18 protein-coding genes and 3 tRNA genes are annotated in these 18,425 nt (G+C 48.7%); 13 read left to right on the top strand and 8 right to left on the bottom strand.

Features of this window, described 5'->3' with window-relative positions; genetic code table 11:
• The first annotated feature begins 16 nt into the window (after positions 1–16).
• The 3 genes from E8E00_RS07140 (at position 17) to E8E00_RS07130 (ending at position 3,411) form a co-directional block, all read left to right on the top strand.
• On the top strand, positions 17–859 hold the full coding sequence (locus E8E00_RS07140; protein WP_096628249.1) for a hypothetical protein: 843 nt from the start codon (positions 17–19) through the stop codon (positions 857–859).
• A gap of 404 nt (positions 860–1,263) precedes the next feature.
• Entirely contained in the window at positions 1,264–2,580 is a 1,317-nt protein-coding gene (locus E8E00_RS07135; protein WP_096631380.1) for a YjiH family protein, read from the top strand.
• A 183-nt stretch (positions 2,581–2,763) separates the two neighbouring features.
• Positions 2,764–3,411, top strand: a complete 648-nt coding sequence (locus E8E00_RS07130) for a triacylglycerol lipase (RefSeq protein WP_096628252.1) — start codon at positions 2,764–2,766, stop codon at positions 3,409–3,411.
• Positions 3,412–3,413: 2 nt separating this feature from the next.
• Here the strand turns inward: E8E00_RS07130 and E8E00_RS07125 are convergent, their stop codons facing one another.
• Entirely contained in the window at positions 3,414–4,685 is a 1,272-nt protein-coding gene (locus E8E00_RS07125; protein WP_096628254.1) for a DASH family cryptochrome, read from the bottom strand.
• 98 nt (positions 4,686–4,783) lie between these two features.
• Positions 4,784–5,116, bottom strand: coding sequence for a DUF3392 domain-containing protein (locus E8E00_RS07120; RefSeq protein WP_077640328.1), 333 nt, complete (start codon positions 5,114–5,116; stop codon positions 4,784–4,786).
• Between the two features lie 90 nt (positions 5,117–5,206).
• Here E8E00_RS07120 and E8E00_RS07115 point away from each other — a divergent pair, with 90 nt between their 5' ends.
• Complete coding sequence (locus E8E00_RS07115) at positions 5,207–6,148, top strand: Gfo/Idh/MocA family protein (RefSeq protein ID WP_077640329.1); 942 nt, start codon at positions 5,207–5,209, stop codon at positions 6,146–6,148.
• Positions 6,149–6,162: 14 nt separating this feature from the next.
• Here E8E00_RS07115 and E8E00_RS07110 read toward each other — a convergent pair whose 3' ends face one another.
• The gene (locus E8E00_RS07110) at positions 6,163–7,488 is read right to left on the bottom strand and encodes an AarF/ABC1/UbiB kinase family protein (RefSeq protein ID WP_096628256.1); all 1,326 of its coding nucleotides are present in this window, start codon (positions 7,486–7,488) and stop codon (positions 6,163–6,165) included.
• Between the two features lie 320 nt (positions 7,489–7,808).
• Between E8E00_RS07110 and E8E00_RS07105 the strand changes: the two genes are divergently transcribed.
• The 9 genes from E8E00_RS07105 (at position 7,809) to E8E00_RS07065 (ending at position 15,932) form a co-directional block, all read left to right on the top strand.
• Positions 7,809–8,300, top strand: a complete 492-nt coding sequence (locus E8E00_RS07105) for a hypothetical protein (RefSeq protein ID WP_136588375.1) — start codon at positions 7,809–7,811, stop codon at positions 8,298–8,300.
• Positions 8,297–8,650: a hypothetical protein gene (locus E8E00_RS07100; protein ID WP_069587611.1), complete on the top strand. Its 354-nt coding sequence runs from the start codon at positions 8,297–8,299 to the stop codon at positions 8,648–8,650. Before E8E00_RS07105 ends, E8E00_RS07100 begins: the two co-directional genes overlap by 4 nt.
• Positions 8,641–9,348 (top strand): hypothetical protein, encoded by a 708-nt coding sequence (locus E8E00_RS07095; protein WP_096628261.1) that lies wholly within the window; start codon positions 8,641–8,643, stop codon positions 9,346–9,348. The genes E8E00_RS07100 and E8E00_RS07095 overlap by 10 nt, the downstream gene beginning before the upstream one ends.
• 64 nt (positions 9,349–9,412) lie before the next feature.
• Positions 9,413–10,282 carry a viperin family antiviral radical SAM protein gene (locus E8E00_RS07090; RefSeq protein ID WP_096628264.1) on the top strand — a complete coding sequence of 290 codons (870 nt, stop codon included), beginning with the start codon at positions 9,413–9,415 and terminating at the stop codon, positions 10,280–10,282.
• A 10-nt stretch (positions 10,283–10,292) separates the two neighbouring features.
• Positions 10,293–10,628, top strand: a complete 336-nt coding sequence (locus tag E8E00_RS07085; protein WP_096628267.1) for a hypothetical protein — start codon at positions 10,293–10,295, stop codon at positions 10,626–10,628.
• Between the two features lie 208 nt (positions 10,629–10,836).
• Positions 10,837–12,510, top strand: a complete 1,674-nt coding sequence (locus tag E8E00_RS07080) for a methyl-accepting chemotaxis protein (protein ID WP_096628270.1) — start codon at positions 10,837–10,839, stop codon at positions 12,508–12,510.
• 166 nt (positions 12,511–12,676) lie between these two features.
• Complete coding sequence (locus E8E00_RS07075; protein ID WP_096628273.1) at positions 12,677–14,425, top strand: formate--tetrahydrofolate ligase; 1,749 nt, start codon at positions 12,677–12,679, stop codon at positions 14,423–14,425.
• 141 nt (positions 14,426–14,566) lie between these two features.
• Entirely contained in the window at positions 14,567–15,040 is a 474-nt protein-coding gene (locus E8E00_RS07070) for an NYN domain-containing protein (RefSeq protein ID WP_096631382.1), read from the top strand.
• Positions 15,041–15,107: 67 nt separating this feature from the next.
• Positions 15,108–15,932 (top strand): Cof-type HAD-IIB family hydrolase, encoded by an 825-nt coding sequence (locus tag E8E00_RS07065; protein WP_096628276.1) that lies wholly within the window; start codon positions 15,108–15,110, stop codon positions 15,930–15,932.
• A 161-nt stretch (positions 15,933–16,093) separates the two neighbouring features.
• Here the strand turns inward: E8E00_RS07065 and E8E00_RS07060 are convergent.
• From E8E00_RS07060 to E8E00_RS07040, 5 genes are all read right to left on the bottom strand, one after another.
• Positions 16,094–16,170, bottom strand: a tRNA-Val gene (locus E8E00_RS07060).
• Between the two features lie 13 nt (positions 16,171–16,183).
• A tRNA-Val gene (locus E8E00_RS07055) sits at positions 16,184–16,260 on the bottom strand.
• 23 nt (positions 16,261–16,283) lie between these two features.
• A tRNA-Val gene (locus E8E00_RS07050) sits at positions 16,284–16,360 on the bottom strand.
• A 159-nt stretch (positions 16,361–16,519) separates the two neighbouring features.
• Positions 16,520–17,524, bottom strand: a complete 1,005-nt coding sequence (locus E8E00_RS07045) for a DUF3080 domain-containing protein (protein ID WP_096628279.1) — start codon at positions 17,522–17,524, stop codon at positions 16,520–16,522.
• Between the two features lie 150 nt (positions 17,525–17,674).
• Entirely contained in the window at positions 17,675–18,415 is a 741-nt protein-coding gene (locus E8E00_RS07040) for a UTRA domain-containing protein (protein WP_096628282.1), read from the bottom strand.
• Between the last annotated feature and the right edge of the window lie 10 nt (positions 18,416–18,425).

The following is an 18,425-nucleotide window of genomic DNA, read 5'->3' as shown; positions in this document are numbered from 1 at the left end:
GAGCGTTGATTTGTCCATGCAGATGACCAACAATAGCGCACGCATTCAACCTTGTGTGAAAGTCGTGACTCAGTTGCAATCTCAAACGGCTTATTTACCAGAGCCGGATCGGCGCTCGCCGCTACAATCTGAATTTATCCCTGTCATGGTCAAAGCGATCAAACAGCTTCGTGCTTTGATCGGTAAGCGGCTTCACAGTGTCTACGTGAGCGGCGATATTGTCTGGCGTCGTGCGACAGTGGGGGAGTCTGTCCTGCATTTAACCGTGGTATGCCACCAACCACTAACGCTTGACCAATCCAGTGCCATGAATACCTTGTTATGGCGAATTAAAGCCAGCCATAGCAAAGTCATCGATGGCTGTCATATCGACACTGTGACAGTGTCACAAGTTCGTGATTTGGCCGAAATCTTTCACTGGGGCTTCTTTTTCAAACATCGTGCAATGTGCCTGTATGGTCAAGATCTTTCCGAGAGTTTTGGCCATTTCGAGGCGAGTTGGGAAGTAGCGAAAGCGATGAATCCTGATTTGAGCGGTAAATTGGCACGTGCCAAGCATAAAATTCAAGCGGCCACGACATGGAACACGCAACTGACTGCAGCTCAGCGCATTGCCGATACCTTAATTCGTGGTGCGTTTGGTTTGGTATTGCATAAAGAAGGAACGTGGACGGAATCTCTACCTGAGTGTGCAGAATTGTTTATTAGGCATTATCCTGCTAAACAACAAGCAATTGAGCGACTTTTTATCCTGCTAGATCGCAAACCTGTAAAAAAACGTGCTGTTATGATGCTCCTCAATGACTTTGGTGACTGGTTGATCAAAGAATATGCACGTATTGACTTTAAAATCGGTTAGCAGGACCAATACGCAGTGTATATCAACCCGTTATCCAAAAACGTGGTTACGATAATCTGTGAGCTGGCCCACCTTATACCCTACAAGTTGCTAACGGAATCTGATCTTGGTCAATAAAATAGTGTAACAAACTTTTCACAAATGAAGGTTTGATGAACTATAAAACGCAATTGAGCCGTAGCAGTTGTGCTCTATGGATGTATTTATTCAGTATTTATGACTAAATAAACATTTACATCGCATGCATGATTCGGTAATCTCGATTGCAGATAGTCACCGTGAGTGAATAATTAATCGACAATTTGTCGTTTTATCACTGTGACACAAATAAAAATTCAGGATTCAGACGTATGCAAAAAACTGACTCTCTCTCGACGACGGTGCCTTCGATGAGAAATATTCTGATGTTCGCCATCCCATCGCTTCTTGGCTTACTCCTCTTTATGACGCCGGTGAATTTCGGCGACGGTGTCACCATCCCCATTGCGGTCATGGCCGGAAGTGTTCTTGATCTATTGGGCGGCTCGGCAACCGCTGTGGTCACCGCATTGGTGGTTTTCAGTGCGGTCACCTCATTGATTGTCACGCTAACAAAACCCCGCTTTATTACTCGTCACGGTTTCCTCAACGGCCTATTCAATGTTTCACCGATTTGGCTAGCCACCCGTGTGATTGGTGGTGTATTTGTTGCCATGACCTTCTTCGGTTACGGCTCTGAACTGATCATGGGTGAGCTTACTGGCGCGTTTGTGCTTAACGATCTGCTGCCTATCCTGCTGTCTGTGTTTATTTTTGCTGGATTGCTGTTGCCATTGCTGACCAGTTTTGGCCTGCTGGAGATGTTAGGCGCCGTTTTCACCAAAGTGATGCGTCCATTATTTGGCTTGCCTGGCCGCTCAGCGGTTGACTGTGCGGCATCTTGGTTAGGCGACGGCAGTGTCGGTATTTTGATGACGAGCAAGCAATACGAGCAAGGTTTTTACACGCAGCGTGAAGCCGCGGTTGTCGGTACCACCTTCTCAGCGGTATCGATCAGCTTTAGCTTGGTTGTGATCGCCCAAGTTGACTTGATGCACATGTTTACTTGGTTCTACTTGGCGGTGTGTCTGGCGGGGATTGCTGCAGCGATTATTGTTCCTCGTCTTCCGCCACTTTGCTGGAAAAAAGACGAGTTGATTGACGGCTCAACCCGCGAATCGAACGAAGAAGTGTTGCCTGAAGGTCATACTACGCTGAGCTACGGCTTACAGTGCGCGCTTAACCGTGCTGAAAAAATTCGCTCGGTGAACAGCGTACTCAAAGAAGGAGCTCAAAACGCAGTTGACATGGTACTGGGCGTACTCCCTGTCGTGATGGCGATTGGTACAGCGGCATTGATGGTGGCTGAGTACACCAGTATCTTTAACGTACTAGGTGCACCGTTTGTTCCTTTGCTTGAGCTACTGCATATTCCTGAGGCGGTGAAAGCATCAGAAACCATGGTGATTGGTTTTGCGGATATGTTCATCCCAGCCATTCTTGCCGCGGAAATTGATAGCGAAATGACTCGCTTTGTGATTGCAGCGATGTCGGTCACGCAGCTGATTTACATGTCCGAAGTTGGCGCTTTGCTGCTAGGCAGTAAAATTCCAGTCAAAATCTGGGAACTGTTTGTGATCTTTATTTTGCGTACCTTGGTGACCTTACCGGTGATCGCTGGTGTTGCACATTTGATTTTCTAAGCCGATAGGCCAAGAACAGTCTGTTAACCGCCTCGCGTTTTCAACGTGGGGCGTTTTTTTTGGGTCACGAATCCATGCAGTAGCACGTTATGCTTGGTATGGTAAATGCACGCGGATTATCTCGCATGTCACCACTCGTCTATCACGACATGATGAGCGGTAAGGGTTTAATAAGGAGATGGGATGAAAATAGTGACACTTCATGGGCTGTACATGCACGGTGTTTTTTTGATCCCGCTAAGTGAACGCCTAGAAAAGCAAGGACATGAGGTGCTCAACCTTTCTTATAACACCCTAGATCCGGACTTTGAGCAAATTGCTCGTCGCATCAATGCGTTTATTGATCATCAGCCCACGATTTTAATCGGCCACTCGATGGGCGGGCTGATTATTCGTCGCTATTTAGAGCAGAGTGCGCAATTAGACGATAACCCTGCTGATGCGGTGCATGCGGTGATTACCCTCGGCACCCCCCATCAAGGAGCAACACTCGCCAAGGTGTTTGATGATTTAGGGTGGGGCGGCTGGCTGTTCCAACGGAGCCAATCTATTTTGTTGCCCGATCAGGTGATTCCCTGGCAGGGATTACCGCCTTTGCACAGTATTGCTGGAAATTGCCCGTGGGGCCCAGCATCGCTGCTGATAAAGAACCAAGTTTGCGACGGTACTGTGCTGGTCGAAGAAACCAAAATCGAAGGCATGAGCAGCCATGATGTCTTTCCGCTCACCCATATTGCATTGCTGTTTTCTCGTCGGGTGAGCGATAAAGTGATCGCCATTATCGACAGCTACCAGCCTGCTTCCGACCAAGCCGCACAAGTTGAACCCTAACGCTAATGTGACGGAACCTCATCGGCGAGCCAGCGAGCAATAAACGTCCCCTCAGGATCGTATTGTGCAGTTTGCTTGTCGAGATTAAACCGACGACTGCCGCGCGGGTCTGCACCGACACCGGCGAGGTATTGCCAATTACCATAGTTAGCGGCGACATCGAAATCAATCAGTTGCTGCTCAAAGTAAGCTGCGCCGTAACGCCAGTCCACACCGAGCTCATGTACCAAGCAGCTCGCGACTAATTGACGACTCCGATTCGACATCCATCCCGTGTGTTTTAGCTGGCGCATGGCGGCGTTGACGATCGGGAAATCGGTGTTGCCTTCACGCCATGCCATAAAGGCTTCGGCGTAAAACGTGGTGAGCGGACGTTTATCGGCAATGCCTTTAAAACGGAAAAAGCGCGCTCCGTAGTGATACAACATCCACTGGAAATACTCCCGCCACAGGAGCTCAAAATAGAGCCAATAGGTAGACTCATTTTTTTCCACATTACGCTCATAACGGTCCAGCTCTGCAGCGACCCAACGCACAGACAAACAACCATTGGCTAGCCATGCGGATAAACGGGATGAAAAATCCCAACCATCCAAACCATTTCGCGTCTCTTTGTAGCGCTGAATACGATGGGTATCCCATAAGTAATGATTCAGTTGCGCGCGGCCAGCAATCTCTCCACCTTGATATGGTGCAATACGGCGATCCGATAAAGGTGCGGGCTCGGTAACTATGCCATCGATAGGACGCGGTAAGGACTCTGGCACGGCAAGCGGTAGACGTGGCGGAATGTCGCGCTTTTCGACCGCTTTTCTAAATTGCGTAAAGGTGGCTGGAATATCCGGTAAATCAAAGGGTAACTGATGCTGACTAAACAGCGTATGTGCATCAGACACCACCACACGTTGTGGAAACCGGCTAACAAGGGTATCTATTTGCTGGCGCTCAAAGGGGCCTGGGTGATCGGTGACACCAATAACATCAATCTGATGTTGAGTACACAGGTCGGCGAGCACTTCCAAAGGTGCGCCTGTTCTAATAATGAGCTTTTGTCCCATGACGTCGAGCGCACGATGAAGTTCGATAAGGCTTTGCCATAAAAAGGCTTCGCGCTGAGGGCCGAGATGTTTACTTTGGAAGTGATCGGCGCGTGACCAGCGTGGATCAATGACGAACAAACAGGTGAGTTCGTCACAGCTCGAAGCAAGATTGGCGAGAGCAGGGTTGTCATGAATTCGAAGGTCGTGGCGAAACCACATCAGTCCGCGTTGCATGTTGATCTCCTTTTTCTCGCCAATACGCCGAGAATCGACATCCAGATTGATCAGTAAGTATGGATGCCGATGTTTTAAACAGCGAATTGGGTCTAGGATTAGATCTGTCGTTGACGTTGCGCCCAATAGCCAACAAACACAAAGACGCCTACCACAGCGCACATCAGCCATTGATCAGGCCATGCGCGCATTTTCGCGGCGAGCCAAGGGGAGACGGCCACAATAAATGCGCCATAGCCAAATGCATTGATGCCAATAAACACCAAGGTGCGGACAAAAAAGTTGTGGCCGGTCAGTAAACGACGCAGGGTACGATTAATGTCGTTACCAAACACCACCAATAAAGATGCGGTGACCGCAATGGCGATCTCGTTTAACCAAGGGGTTAGCCAAGCCCCGCCTTGGGCAAGCCAAGAGATAATAATATTCATAGTTCGTCACACTCTGTAGAATGCTGCTAGGTTACTGATTTCTACTAGCGACTTCCAGCCTCAGCGTAAGTCGCGCGGTAAGGAGAAAACATGAGAATTGCCTCGATAGGATTGGGTGACATCGCCCAAAAAGCATACCTGCCACTGCTTGCAAGTTGGCCCGAACTTGACTGGGTCATGTGCAGCCGCCAAGCCGATACACTAGCGGAATTGGCGCAGCAGTATCGGGTGGCGCACACAGCAGCCAATGTCGAAGAAGTATTGGCGTTGAACGTGGATGGGGTGATGATTCATGCTGCCACTCATGCTCATCCGGCGTTGGTGCGTCCGTTCTTAGCCGCAGGTATTCCCGTGTTTGTCGACAAACCGGTGGCCCAATCGGGGGCGGATGTTGAAGCTCTCTTTAACCTTGCTGAAAAGCATAATACGCCTTTGTTTGCAGGATTTAATCGCCGTTATTTGCCGTTGTTAAACGCCCATTTAAACGGCCAGCGCCCAGAAGATGAACTCGGCTCGCCCCTGTTGTCGTTGCGATGGGAAAAGCATCGTCATGCGCTGCCAGATGCGCCCCGTCGATTCATTTTCGATGACTTTATTCACCCGCTTGACAGTATTAACCTGCACGGTGACATGAACATTGATGATTTGGATGTGTTTGCCCAGTTTGATGAAGGACTGCTCGCGCGTTTAGACATTCGTTGGCATCGCGACAATAGCTTATTTGAAGCCAGCATGAATCGCCAATATGGCGCCACCAAGGAAACCATAGCCGCAGCCTACCGTAACGAGTGTTACTTCTTTGATGGATTTACGCGCGGTGAGCGCATGCAAGACAATCAAGTCGCGCAATTGTCTCTCCCTGATTGGACGGGCATGCAGGCCAGCAAAGGGTTTGAAGCCATGCTGACCCACTGGTTTGAGGTCGTCAACACGGGCCGGATAGATGCCGCTATCACTGCACGCAGTGTGGCCTCTCATTGGGTGGCCGAAGACTTAGTCGCCTACTGTGAAGCGCTGCGAGACAATGGTTAATTTCGCTTACACGATTACGCTGTTTTTACGCGTTCTGCCGTGAGGTAAGGCATCAACAAGGCTCGCACATTTAAGGTGACATCCAATTTGGCGGCCAGCAAATACAGCCCCGCAATTTTACGATGCAAAAATAGCGCATCCGCCGGCGGCGTATGCCAATAGCCTTGCTCCATACTCAGCGCCATCCCACGGTTGCGTAAACGGGTGGCTAAATCGGCTTGACCAAAATTAAAGGGCGCGTCCGTCGCTATTGGCTCACAGGCGGTGTTCACAAGCTCAAGCACACTGGCTTTTTGCTCCGGTAAGATCGCCTCGGCAAAAAAGCCAATTTGGGTCAGCGCTGCGTCAATGCCGGGGTTATCTTTTTCAATGGCAGCTAAGAACAACTTGCGATAGCCCTCAGTAAATCGTGAGGTGTACTGACGGGTGGCACCAAAATCGAGCAAGACGATACGGCCACTTTCTGGTTGGTATAAATAATTGGCGAAGTTAGGATCTGTTTGGACTTCCCCAAACACAAACACCTCTTCAAAGAGTAGGGTAAAGAGTTGACTCACCGCGCGATGACGCACGGCAGGTTCGGCTTTTGTTAGGGTTTCAATCGGTTCACCCGCCATAAAATCCATGGTCAACACGCGATCTGTGGTTAAGGTTGAATGGATATTAGGCACCACTAAATCCGTATGGGCATTCAGCCGCTCGTTAAAGCGCATCATTGCATTCGCTTCTTTACGATAATCGGCTTCATCATGCAGCTGTTGCTTCGCTTCATCGAGTAAGGCTTGGTAATTCGCTTCTTTGGGGATCAGGCCACTCAAGCGCAATAAGGTAATCACATTATCGACGTCGCTATCGATGCTGTCTTTAATCCGCGGGTACTGAACCTTCACCGCCACTTTGTCACCAGCATCAGTATAGGCTTCGTGCACTTGACCTATCGACGCTGACGCGATGGGCGAAAAACGAAAGTGGGTAAAAGCTTGCTTCCATTCGGGCCCCCACTGCTCGGTGAGTACTTGGTTAAGTTGGGTTGATGGCATAGGCGTGGCATGATTGCGTAATCGAGCCAATAAATCACTGAGCTCGGGTGGGATCAAATCTCCCGCATCCATTGACAGTAACTGACCGACCTTCATTGCCGCGCCGCGCAAATCCGCCAGTTTATCCGCTACATAAGCAATATTAGCCGGCGACATCACCAAATCTTTACGGCTCGGCCGATTGCCTTGTGCAAACTGCTTCGCACCTTCCCACGCCACATTCGACGCCACACGCCCCGCTAGGGAAGCCAGCGCTCCTAACCGAGAATACCGCCCATGAGGAACCTTGCTACTTTTCATCACCGTCTCCTTATCAGCCAATAAATGTACGGTATAAACCGAGGAATGGTTTGGTTGGGGGGGGGGGGTTGGCCATTCCAACATTGTTTGTTCTTACGCTTCCACCCAGTAAGGTATAAGGTTCCCGGGTTGTTCAATATACCATCATCCGATTTGTAGTGTGATCTAACAACTGGTGTAGGAAATTGCCTACATATACACTTAGCCGCAACATAAAAGATGCCTCGAACAATACAGTCGCTATTGTGTACGAAGCCGGCTGATTTCTCGTTTCCGCACAGGTACGAAAGAAGGCATAAAAAACAGGAATGTTTATTAATATGGTTAAGAAAAACACAAGTATCATCGGCAGATTGCTGTTCGGCATTGCATTCTTTTTGAAATGGGCTTGGCTCTTAACGCTATTTTTATTAGGCCTATTCGCCTATGCGTTGACACCTTTCGAGGTTTTTGAATACGCCTTTTCTTTCACAGAGATCGATCTAATCGAGACACTGTTTTTAGTTTTCTTAGTGGTATTTTTTTATCATTACATAAAGCGTTGCTGGCAGATAGATGTACCAATCGTAAGAAAAATTATCACGCCGTGGGTGCATCAGGCTTGTGTGCTTTTACTAGTGATTGCTGTGTTTGTAGTAAATAAGCAATACTTTCATTTTAACTGGGAACGCTACGCTAGATTACCTTTGGTTGATTTATTGTCTTATCTGTCGATGGCAGTTACCTTCCTTTATAGCTATTATCGAATCAACACGCTTGCTAGAACTAAATACCAAACGAGCGAAATCAACCGCGAAGGAGTTGCAGAATGAGAGTCGTTTGGTATTTAGTATTATGCCTTTTATGCGTTGCTAAGCCCAGCTACGCGTTAATACATTCGGATGCTAAAGCAGGCAGTGCTGATTTTTTGATCTCCGCTTGTCAAGAATATATCGAAATCTATGACAAGAAAGATGCTCCCTATTTTGGTGCCTTTCTCACCACTTCGAAGGAAGAAAGCTTTCGTGCAGGATATTGCTTAGGAGCACTCATGAATGCCGACAATATGTGTACCAGTTATGGCACACAGTCTGTGTATAGAGCCGCAGAGATAATCGCCTCTGTGACGCTTGATGATGCCTATTCTGAAACGCGGTTGTTGGAGCATGCTGTATGTCGTTAATGAATACCAATGAAGCAGTGAAAAGTCTATTCGGTGTTGAAGGAAGCCAGCTCCTTCGCTTAAAAGCGAACAGCTACGTGCGCAACCAAGTCATCCCGCCTACGCCTGAGTGGGTGCGAAAAGAAGAGTTTAGTGACGCAAGCATAAACAAGCGCGGAAAAACGTATTTGACCTCACAAGGGCAAGACTGCTTGTTTAACGCACTGGTGTTAGATGCTTTTTTTAGTGACACCAAATTCGTCAAAAAAGTATTTGATGATTCCTCCGCTCGTACCGAAAGCGCCACCTTATGCGAAGAGATCTTGCTCAACGCGCAATCTGTTCAGTCGACTGCACATTTAACACAGGCGGCGCAGCAGTTTATCGGTGAGATGCAAAATGGTGGGTTCAAATTGCGAGAACAGCGTTTAACGAGTCCCTTCCCCGATCAGCGCTTACCCAATGCGGATATGGCGATGCATAACTCAGGGCTGCTCTATCAATTGCTTAGAGATCAGCGGTTGTCACTGTCATTGAAAGAGCAAATTCTCTTTCACTGGTTCGAGCAAGATCTGACAAAAGCGGCACAACTTGCCGAGCAAGTCGATAGTGCCTTGATGGACCGTGATCACGGTTTAGCTGCGCTGGTGAGTCGGGTGAATCAAGAGTATCAAGAGGCTCTGCGCTTTACGTCATTGCTAAACAGTTTACCCGAGTAAAAAAAAGCTTTTTTGTGCACTGCACAAATCAACACTACTTCTGTCACCCAGAAGGAGTAGTGTTATGAACAAAGCAAATCAACTCGTTATCAATTACCACATTACTGAGAAGTGCAATTACGACTGCCATTACTGCTATGCAAAATGGGCAAAGCCTAATGAGATCCACCGAAATATAGACGATATGCGGTCGCTGCTTTTCAAGCTAGCGCAGTACTTCTTTTCACCAAATCCTATTAAGAAAGAGTTGAAGTATCAACGTGTTAGATTAAATTTTGCAGGTGGAGAGCCTTTGCTTTTAAAGCAACGCTTTATTGACGCATTGGATTATGCCATCGAGTTAGGCTTTGATACATCTATTATTACGAACGGCCATTTAATTACAGACCAATTTATTGAGGCGCATAGCCACAAGCTCCAATTACTGGGGATTAGTTATGATGCTTGCGACCTCGAGCGACAGCAGATTATTGGTCGCAAGACAGCTGCGGGTCATGCGTTATCTTTCCACCGACTAGAATCAATTTTTACCCAAGTAAAACACTACTCACCTCACACCGAACTCAAAGTTAATACCGTCGTCAATACGTTTAATATTGAAGAAGATTTCACCACTTTAATGGCACGCATTCAGCCCCATAAATGGAAGGTACTGCGGGTATTACCTGTGTTTGATTCAGTTCAAGCCATCACGGACCAACAATTTCAGGCGTTTGTTGATCGACATCGTTCCATGTCTCATTGCATGTCGGTTGAAGATAACGACTCAATGACCAATTCGTACCTTATGCTCAGTCCTGATGGTGCATTTTTCCAAAATGGGAATGATGGGCAAGGTTACTTTAAAAGCCGTTCATTGCTTACCACGCCTGTTGATGTTGCATTAGCGGAAACCGGATTTGATGCCGAGAAATTTTCGCAACGTTATCAGTAAGGAGGGGAGCATGACAAAGGAAATTGTAAGTGATGGTGTTAGCGTTCAAATCATTATGCCTAAAACCTCTTCTCGACTTCTCCATCAAGCTGAAGAGGTGGTGGTAAAAATATTGGATCACAAGATCTCGCCAGGCATGCACCCAAAGGTTATTCAGACGAACAAGGACTGGCTAAGTTATCGCGTTAATCGAAAATATAGACTGTTGGTAAAGCGCTCTTGCATTTCTACCGGCCCATATCACTGTATGAGCCATAAAGAATTTGATCGGTGGGCGAGTAAGCGCTGGATTAAAGCTCCGCAACGAAAGAGATTCCCCAGATACAGAGTAATATGGTCTAAATAATACTAGTCTTGCTCGTTCCCGCATGGGAACGAGTCAAATACACGCCACGATATGACACGGTTCCTACCAGTTACATGACACTTCAACCAGTATCACAGCTTCGCTAATTGAGTGTCGCTTAGTTCATAGAAAACAGCTGGTTATGTTTTATCCTGTCTAGCTAAGTAGTAGCATTTGCTTACAAAATTAGTCTGTAGGGTAAATGCTAATGAAGCTGATGTTTAAAACAAAAATACTGCTGCTTGCCATTGTGCCGCTTATTGCCTCGATATTGATTTTGAGTGCGATCACGGCACATAACGAGCGGACACTAATAGAAGAGAACATTGCCACGTTTCGGGAAAAATTAGTCAACGAGCGCAAAAAACAACTCGAAGAAGTGACTCAGGTGGCCGAGAACATTGTAGAACGCATCAATCCCGGTACCAGTGAGGCACGTCTGGCGGCGCTGAAAACGGCGCTTACTGATGTGAAATTTGGCGAAGCGGGTTACTTTTTTATCTACAACAAACAGGGGATTAATATGTTTCACCCTGTTAAACCAGCCCTTGAAGGGAAAAACCTGATTGATTTTACCGATCCGAAAGGCAACAAGGTTATTCAAGGCCTGCTTGAGGCCGCACAGCAAGGCGATGGCTTTTTCAATTTTATGTTTGATAAGCCCGGCGCTGACCAGCTGATTGAGAAAATTGGCTATGCGGTGATGATCAATAATGGTCGATGGTTGCTTGGTACCGGTGCCTATACCGATGATATCGAGCGAGAGGTAGCCGCTTATCGCAGTGAAGCAGAGCAAGCATTGGATGCTCAGATCTGGCGTTTAACCTTGCTTGGGTTGGGCACGGTGATTATCACAGTGCTGCTAGTGAGTTGGTTTGCGCAGCGCATTGGTGAACCAGTGAAAAATATGCTCGATAAGCTTAATGATATTGCCAGTGGCGAGGGCGATCTCACTCAGCGCTTGCATGTGCACAGCCATGATGAAATTGCCCAACTTGGTCATGCGTTTAATCGCTTTGTGGACAAACTGCAGCAAACTATTCAACGGGTCGCTCAGGTCACCGCACAAGTGAATAGCACTGCCAGTGATATGGCGCGGCAGACCGCGACGGTAGCCCAGCACTTACAAACTCATGATAACGAAACCGAGCAAGTGGTAACCGCGGTGACAGAGATGAGCTCTGCTGCGCAGGAAGTAGCACAAAACACCACGCAGGTTGCTGATGCCGCTACGTCTGCCACCCAAGATGCGCAAAACGCGCAAACCCAAGTGCATGAATCTATCGCGTCGGTTGAGCGGTTGGTGGCAAAAATGAGCGAGTCGAGTCAGCAAGTGGATCAGCTTAAAGCCCAGTCAGATAAAATTACCTCGGTACTGTCTGTGATTGGTGAAATTGCGGAACAAACCAATCTGCTGGCGCTAAATGCAGCGATTGAAGCCGCCCGTGCGGGCGAGCAGGGCAGAGGCTTTGCGGTGGTGGCCGATGAAGTGCGCACCTTGGCCAGTCGTACCCAAACCAGCACTCATGAGATCCGTGACATGCTTGATGGTCTCCATGTGCATGTAGATAGTGCCGTCAAAACCATTGCCGACAGTGATCAAGAGTGCCAAAGCATGGCAACGATTTCATCGGAAATTGGCGAGCGAATCACCTCGGTGAGCGCGGCTTTCTCGCAAGTAAACGATATGACCTCGCAAATTGCTAGCGCGGCGTCAGAACAAACCACGGTCACAGAAGATATTCATCGCAATCTGGTATCGATTCGCGACATTGTCGCTAGCTTGTTGACCTCCAGTGAGGCATCGTCACATGCGGCGGAAGAGCTGAGCTCGCTTGGCCAAGATCTCGATACCTTGGTCGGGCAATTTAAAGTCGCCTAAATCTCCCTTAATTCGCTCCCACGCGAAAGCGTACGCGCAAGGCATGATAAAAACGTTAAAGGACGCTTACGGCAAGCGTCCTTTCGCTTTACAATATGCATTTTAGCGGTATTATGCTCACGCAAACGTTTGCTTTGAACATATTGTGCGCTATTGAGAGGGTTTCATGCTACCTGATGTCGAGATCTGTCGTAACACCACACTCGCCCCCATATCTACCATTGCCAAGCAAGCTGGCCTCCTTGACTCAGAGTTTAAAACGCAAGGTAGCTATAAAGCCAAAATCTCTCTCGATTGCTTAAAGCGTCTTGCCCCCAACCGAACGGGAAAGTTAGTCCTGGTCACCGCCATCACTCCCACGCCCTTGGGTGAAGGCAAAACCGTCACCACCATTGGTTTGGCGCAAGGCTTGGCGAAACTGAATCATTCTGTGACGGCGTGTATTCGTCAGCCTTCGATGGGGCCCGTATTTGGTGTGAAAGGTGGCGCAGCTGGCGGTGGTTATTCGCAAGTGGCTCCGATGGAGGAGCTCAACCTCCACCTGACGGGAGATATTCATGCGGTGACCGCGGCGCACAACTTGGCTGCTGCGGCTATTGATGCGCGAATTTATCACGAGCAACGTCGAGGCTATGACGATTTTGAGGCGCGCAGTGGCTTAAAAGCGTTAAAAATCGACCCAAATCGGGTGGTCTGGAAGCGGGTGATGGATCACAACGATCGCGCTTTGCGTATGGTAACTGTGGGTAAAAACGAGCCGGGCAAAACCATCAACGGCTACGAGCGTGAGGGCGGATTTGATATTTCGGCCGCCTCTGAGCTAATGGCGATTTTGGCGTTGGCGAGCGATCTTCGCGATCTGCGTCAGCGCATCGGCCGCATAGTGTTGGCTTATAGCCATACCGGTGAGCCGATCACCACCGAAGATTTGCAAGTGGCCGGCGCGATGGCGGTCAGTATGAAAGAAGCGATTGAACCCACCTTGATGCAAACCCTAGAAGGTGTGCCGACACTGATTCACGCTGGTCCATTTGCCAATATTGCCCATGGCAATTCGTCAATTATCGCCGATAACATTGCCCTTAAGCTGGGTGATTATACCGTCACCGAAGGTGGCTTTGGCTCGGACATGGGATTTGAAAAAGCCTGCAACATTAAAGCGCAAGCATCCGGTAAAGCGCCAGACTGTGCAGTGATTGTGGCGACATTGCGCGGCTTAAAAGCCAACTCGGGTCACTACAATTTACAGCCTGGTCAGCCTATGCCCGACGCGCTCTTTGCGGATGATAATGAGGCATTAGTAGCAGGGTTTGAAAACCTCAAATGGCATATCAATAATGTGACTCAATATGGTGTGCCGGCGGTGGTGGCGATTAATCGCTTTCCACAAGACAGTGATGCGGAGCTTGCGACACTCAAGGCGATGATTGAAGCGCTGCCCAACAAGGTGCGGGTAGCGATCAGTGAAGGCTTTGCCCAAGGTGGCGAGGGTACGCGTGAACTGGCGGAACAAGTGGTCGCGCAATGTGAAACCAATGCATCATTCTCGCCCTTGTATCACGCCCAGCAAAGCTTGGAAGAAAAACTAATGGCGGTTGCGGAAGTTGGTTATGGCGCGGGAAGCGTGACGTTAAGTGACACCGCGAAACAGCAACTGCAACAATTTAAAGCGCAAGGATATGACGGCTTGGCAGTCTGTTTGGCGAAAACGCCACTGTCTATTTCAACCGATGGTGCGATAAAAGGCGCTCCCAAAGGCTTTGATGTACCGATCCGCGAGTTGAAATTATGCGCGGGTGCCGGATTTGTCTATGCCTTATGTGGCAACGTGATGACCATGCCCGGTCTACCGGAAAAACCAGCGTTTATGAACCTTGACCTTGATGATGAGGGTAATATTGTTGGGTTAAGTTAATGATACTAACCCTCGCGAGAGCCGCTGTTGTCAGCGGCTTTTTTGTTTTTGCTAGATGCGGCCACGCTCGTCATTGTCTTCACGGTAGCGTGGTGTGGTATCCTCTCTGACTTCAATTCTCCCACCGACTGTGAGCCTGACTTGAAAAAAATCGCGGTTTTTGTCGACGTTCAAAATATCTACTACACCACACGCCAAGCCTACGGGCGTCAATTTAACTATCGTCAGTTGTGGCAAACCCTCAATGATATGGGGGAGGTGGTAACCGCGTATGCTTACGCCATTCGCCGCGATGACGATCAGCAAATCAAATTTCAAGATGCTCTTCGCCACATTGGCTTTACCGTCAAGCTTAAACCTTATATTCAACGCGCCGATGGCAGTACCAAAGGCGATTGGGATGTGGGGATTGCCATTGATGTGATGGAAACCGCGCCCGAGGTTGATACCGTGGTGCTGTTATCCGGCGACGGAGATTTTAATTTGCTGATGAACAAAATTCGCGCGCGCTATCACACTGAAGCAGTGGTACTTGGCGTGCCTTCCCTCACGGCTAATTCCTTGGTGAACAGTGTCGATCGCTTTATTGCGATTGAAGACGATATGTTGTTGTAGGCACGGCGTTTAGTTTGCGGTTCTGGGACAATTTCTGATTTTATGTTGATGTTGAAGTGAGTAAACGATGTACAAATTAATCGCCCTAGATATGGACGGCACCTTGTTAAACAGCGAGAAAGCAATATCTGCTGAGAATAAGCAAGCCATTGCCCGCGCGCGTGAGAAAGGTGCTACTGTGGTATTGGCGTCCGGTCGGCCGCTTGAGGGCATGCAGCCTAAGCTAGACGAACTGGGAATCGGGTCGGATAAAGACTTTGTGCTGTATTACAACGGCTCGATGGTGAAAAACGTAGGGACCGATGAGGTGATCTTGCAAAAAGGGCTAGACGGCAAAGCCGCGAAAGCGCTGGCTCGATATGCTGAAGCATTGGGTGCCTACGTGCACGCGTTTAGTACTGAGCACGGTTTAATTACACCAGCACAGAATCCGTATACCGAAATTGAAGGCAAGATAAACGGCCTAGATATTACCGAGATGGATTTCGAGACCCTAAGCGATGATCATCCGATTATCAAAGTGTTGATGGTGGCAGAGCCAAGCAAGTTAAACGAAGTGATCAGTGCGTTACCATCCGCGCTACGCGAGGAATTTACGGTCGTGCAAAGTGCGCCTTTCTTCCTCGAGTTTTTAAACCCTGAGAGCAATAAAGGGGCGGGGGTGGCCGCTATTGCAGCGCATCTAGGTATTCAACCCGATGAAGTGATTTGCATGGGCGATGCTGAAAATGATCACGCGATGTTGGAATACGCGGGCCTTGGCATTGCGATGGCGAATGCCATGGAAGCAACCAAGCAAATCGCGGATTACATTACCGAAAGCAATGATGAGCACGGTGTGGCCAAAGCGATTGAAAAGTTTGTGTTAGCAGCGGATAGCGCCGTAGCGTAAAACGAACAAGCATGAATCAATGGGGCGGGTGTTTGTGCCTGCCTCGTTTTAATTTCATGGTATTGATGGTGTCGTTTACTGATGTGGCGTGAGCCTATCTTGCTTTAAAGAACAGGTAGCGGCAAACAAAAAAGCCTGCTAAAAAGCAGGCTCTCTGGAAATGGTGCGTCCGGGCAGACTCGAACTGCCGACCCCCGCCATGTCAAGGCGATACTCTAACCAACTGAGCTACGGACGCGAATTTCAAAATGTGGTGCGTCTGAGTGGACTCGAACCACCGACTTCCACCATGTCAAGGTGACACTCTAACCAACTGAGTTACAGACGCATAATTTTTCGTTTCAAGCAAAGTGGTGCGTCCGAGTGGACTCGAACCACCGACCCCCGCCATGTCAAGGCGATACTCTAACCAGCTGAGCTACGGACGCACAGTGCTTGAAAGCGGGATGAATAGTAGCGAGTTCATCTGTGTCACGCAAGCGCTTGAGCGCACTTTTTTGCACATTGACGTCTGTTTGGCGATTTGGTGGTCAAATTGATGGTTTTTCACCATTTTTCTTTATGATCGCGACGTGACAGGCGGACACTTACCCGCCTAAGGTCACGTTACAGCGTTGGAACAGCTGTTGCCATACATCGGCATGATGACGAATGGCCTGTTTATACGCCGTGTATGCCTCGCCTTGCCAATAGGCGGATTTATACGCAGAAAAAGGCGGAGGCGTTTCTAGGGAGGCAAGTTGGTTTAATGTTGGCGATACATCACGATACAAGCCGTCTACGCGCGCTAAATAAGGTTGTACTTCACCGACATAATATTTGTAAAACACGGTTTTTAATCGCTCGAGGCGGGTAGTATCAAAATTTTCACCACACAGTACTTTGGATTGATTGTCGGCAATCAACTGGCTGGTTTGATTAAGCCAATCCGTATGTGCTGTCAGGCTTACGAATAATGCGCCTAAAATCGGTTGTTTTTCAATACTTTCTTGCCACTCAAGAATGCTTTCATGAGTCGACGATGGCTGTTGAACCAAGCGGCCGAATTGCGTCATCGCGCTGACCGCATTGCTATGCGCGGGAAGTTCAACCGGCAACGTGTGAATCGGCAATGACCACTGTGCTTGCCAGGCGCTGCTATCAATCACCGTATTCCAGATAACGGTGGGAAGTTGCTGGGTTTTGCTTACGATGGCGTCATTGAGCGCGGTTCGGATGCTGTCATCTTTCACCTTTGGCAGGCATTGCTTAGCAACACGGATAAAACTGAGTTCGTAATCAAGCTGACGAAAGCGATCGGCGACTTTTCCCAGTGAGGAATTACGCTCGGCAATTAAATTAAACAGCCCGCATTGGCGCAGTTCATAAGCATCGAGCAACCCTAAACGGAGATCGGCGATGGGTTGTACCAGCTCCCGTTTACGAGGCAAAGAGGGCAGCGCCGGTAGGTTAAGGGGAGAGGGATCTGCATCCAACACATTTGCGAGGCGTTGTTGGTAGTCGGCCATCATGGCTTTAGCCGGATCAGCTGGTTCACAAGCAGTCAGCAAGCTTATCGATAGAACAATCAGAAGGGGAGCGAGTAAGCGCATAACACGGTAATTCCTTTAGCGTCGATGCCAGTCGATACGAAGGCGACCCGCAACCCGATCGCCACGTCTCATAGTTTACGCAACTTACTGAGTTTATGTCAGTAGGATGGTTTTATTCCCGTTACATCGCTCTAGAACCGATAAGGTCGATTATCGAACAGCGGGGTCGACACTGTCGATACGGATCACCACCGCGTCGGGTCGCCAATATTCAAATTCGCAATCAATCAACTCACCATCTTGCTTGTAGTTGATTCGGCATATTTTGAGGATGGGTTGCCCATTGGCAAGGTTCAATGCTTTGGCAACGTGAGCGGGGGCTGAGGTGGGGATGACTTCAAACCGCGAGCGTTTCGTTTCGTAGTGATATTTGTCTCGGTAAATCCCTGTCAGTGACTGGGTTAAATCCTCAGTTAAGATACCTTCAAACAAAGCGGCTTTCAGCACATTCTCGACAAACAGTACTGCTCGACCATCGATATAACGTAACCGCTCAATGATATGAATGGGCAACATAGGGCCTGCGTCCAGCGCACGAGCGTACTCGCCGGATGCGACTTCGTTGCGCACTCTGATTAATCGAGTATCCGCGGAGCGATCTTGTTCACGGATCATTTGGTGGAAGTGGGTCCGAGATAGAGGGTTATAGCCAATTCGCTCGGGGGACACATACCAACCCCGACGTTCTTCGCGATAAATCAGCCCTTCTGTCTCCAGTGAAACCAAGGCGTCTTTGACCGTAATACGCGTGGTACCGTAGAGCTCACTGAGTTCGCGTTCTGAAGGGAGTTTCTGTCCTTGATGTATCACACCTGCTTGGATTTGCTCTCGCAGATTCTGCTTGATGTATGTCAGCTGCGTACCGTATTGGCGAGTTGTCGTCACGCTCATTAGTGATCTA

The sequence above is a fragment of the Salinivibrio sp. YCSC6 genome (assembly GCF_004916735.1).
GTDB lineage: Bacteria > Pseudomonadota > Gammaproteobacteria > Enterobacterales > Vibrionaceae > Salinivibrio > Salinivibrio proteolyticus.
The sequence above is the reverse complement of the archived record's forward strand: the minus strand, read 5'-3'. Positions and strand labels throughout refer to the sequence as shown.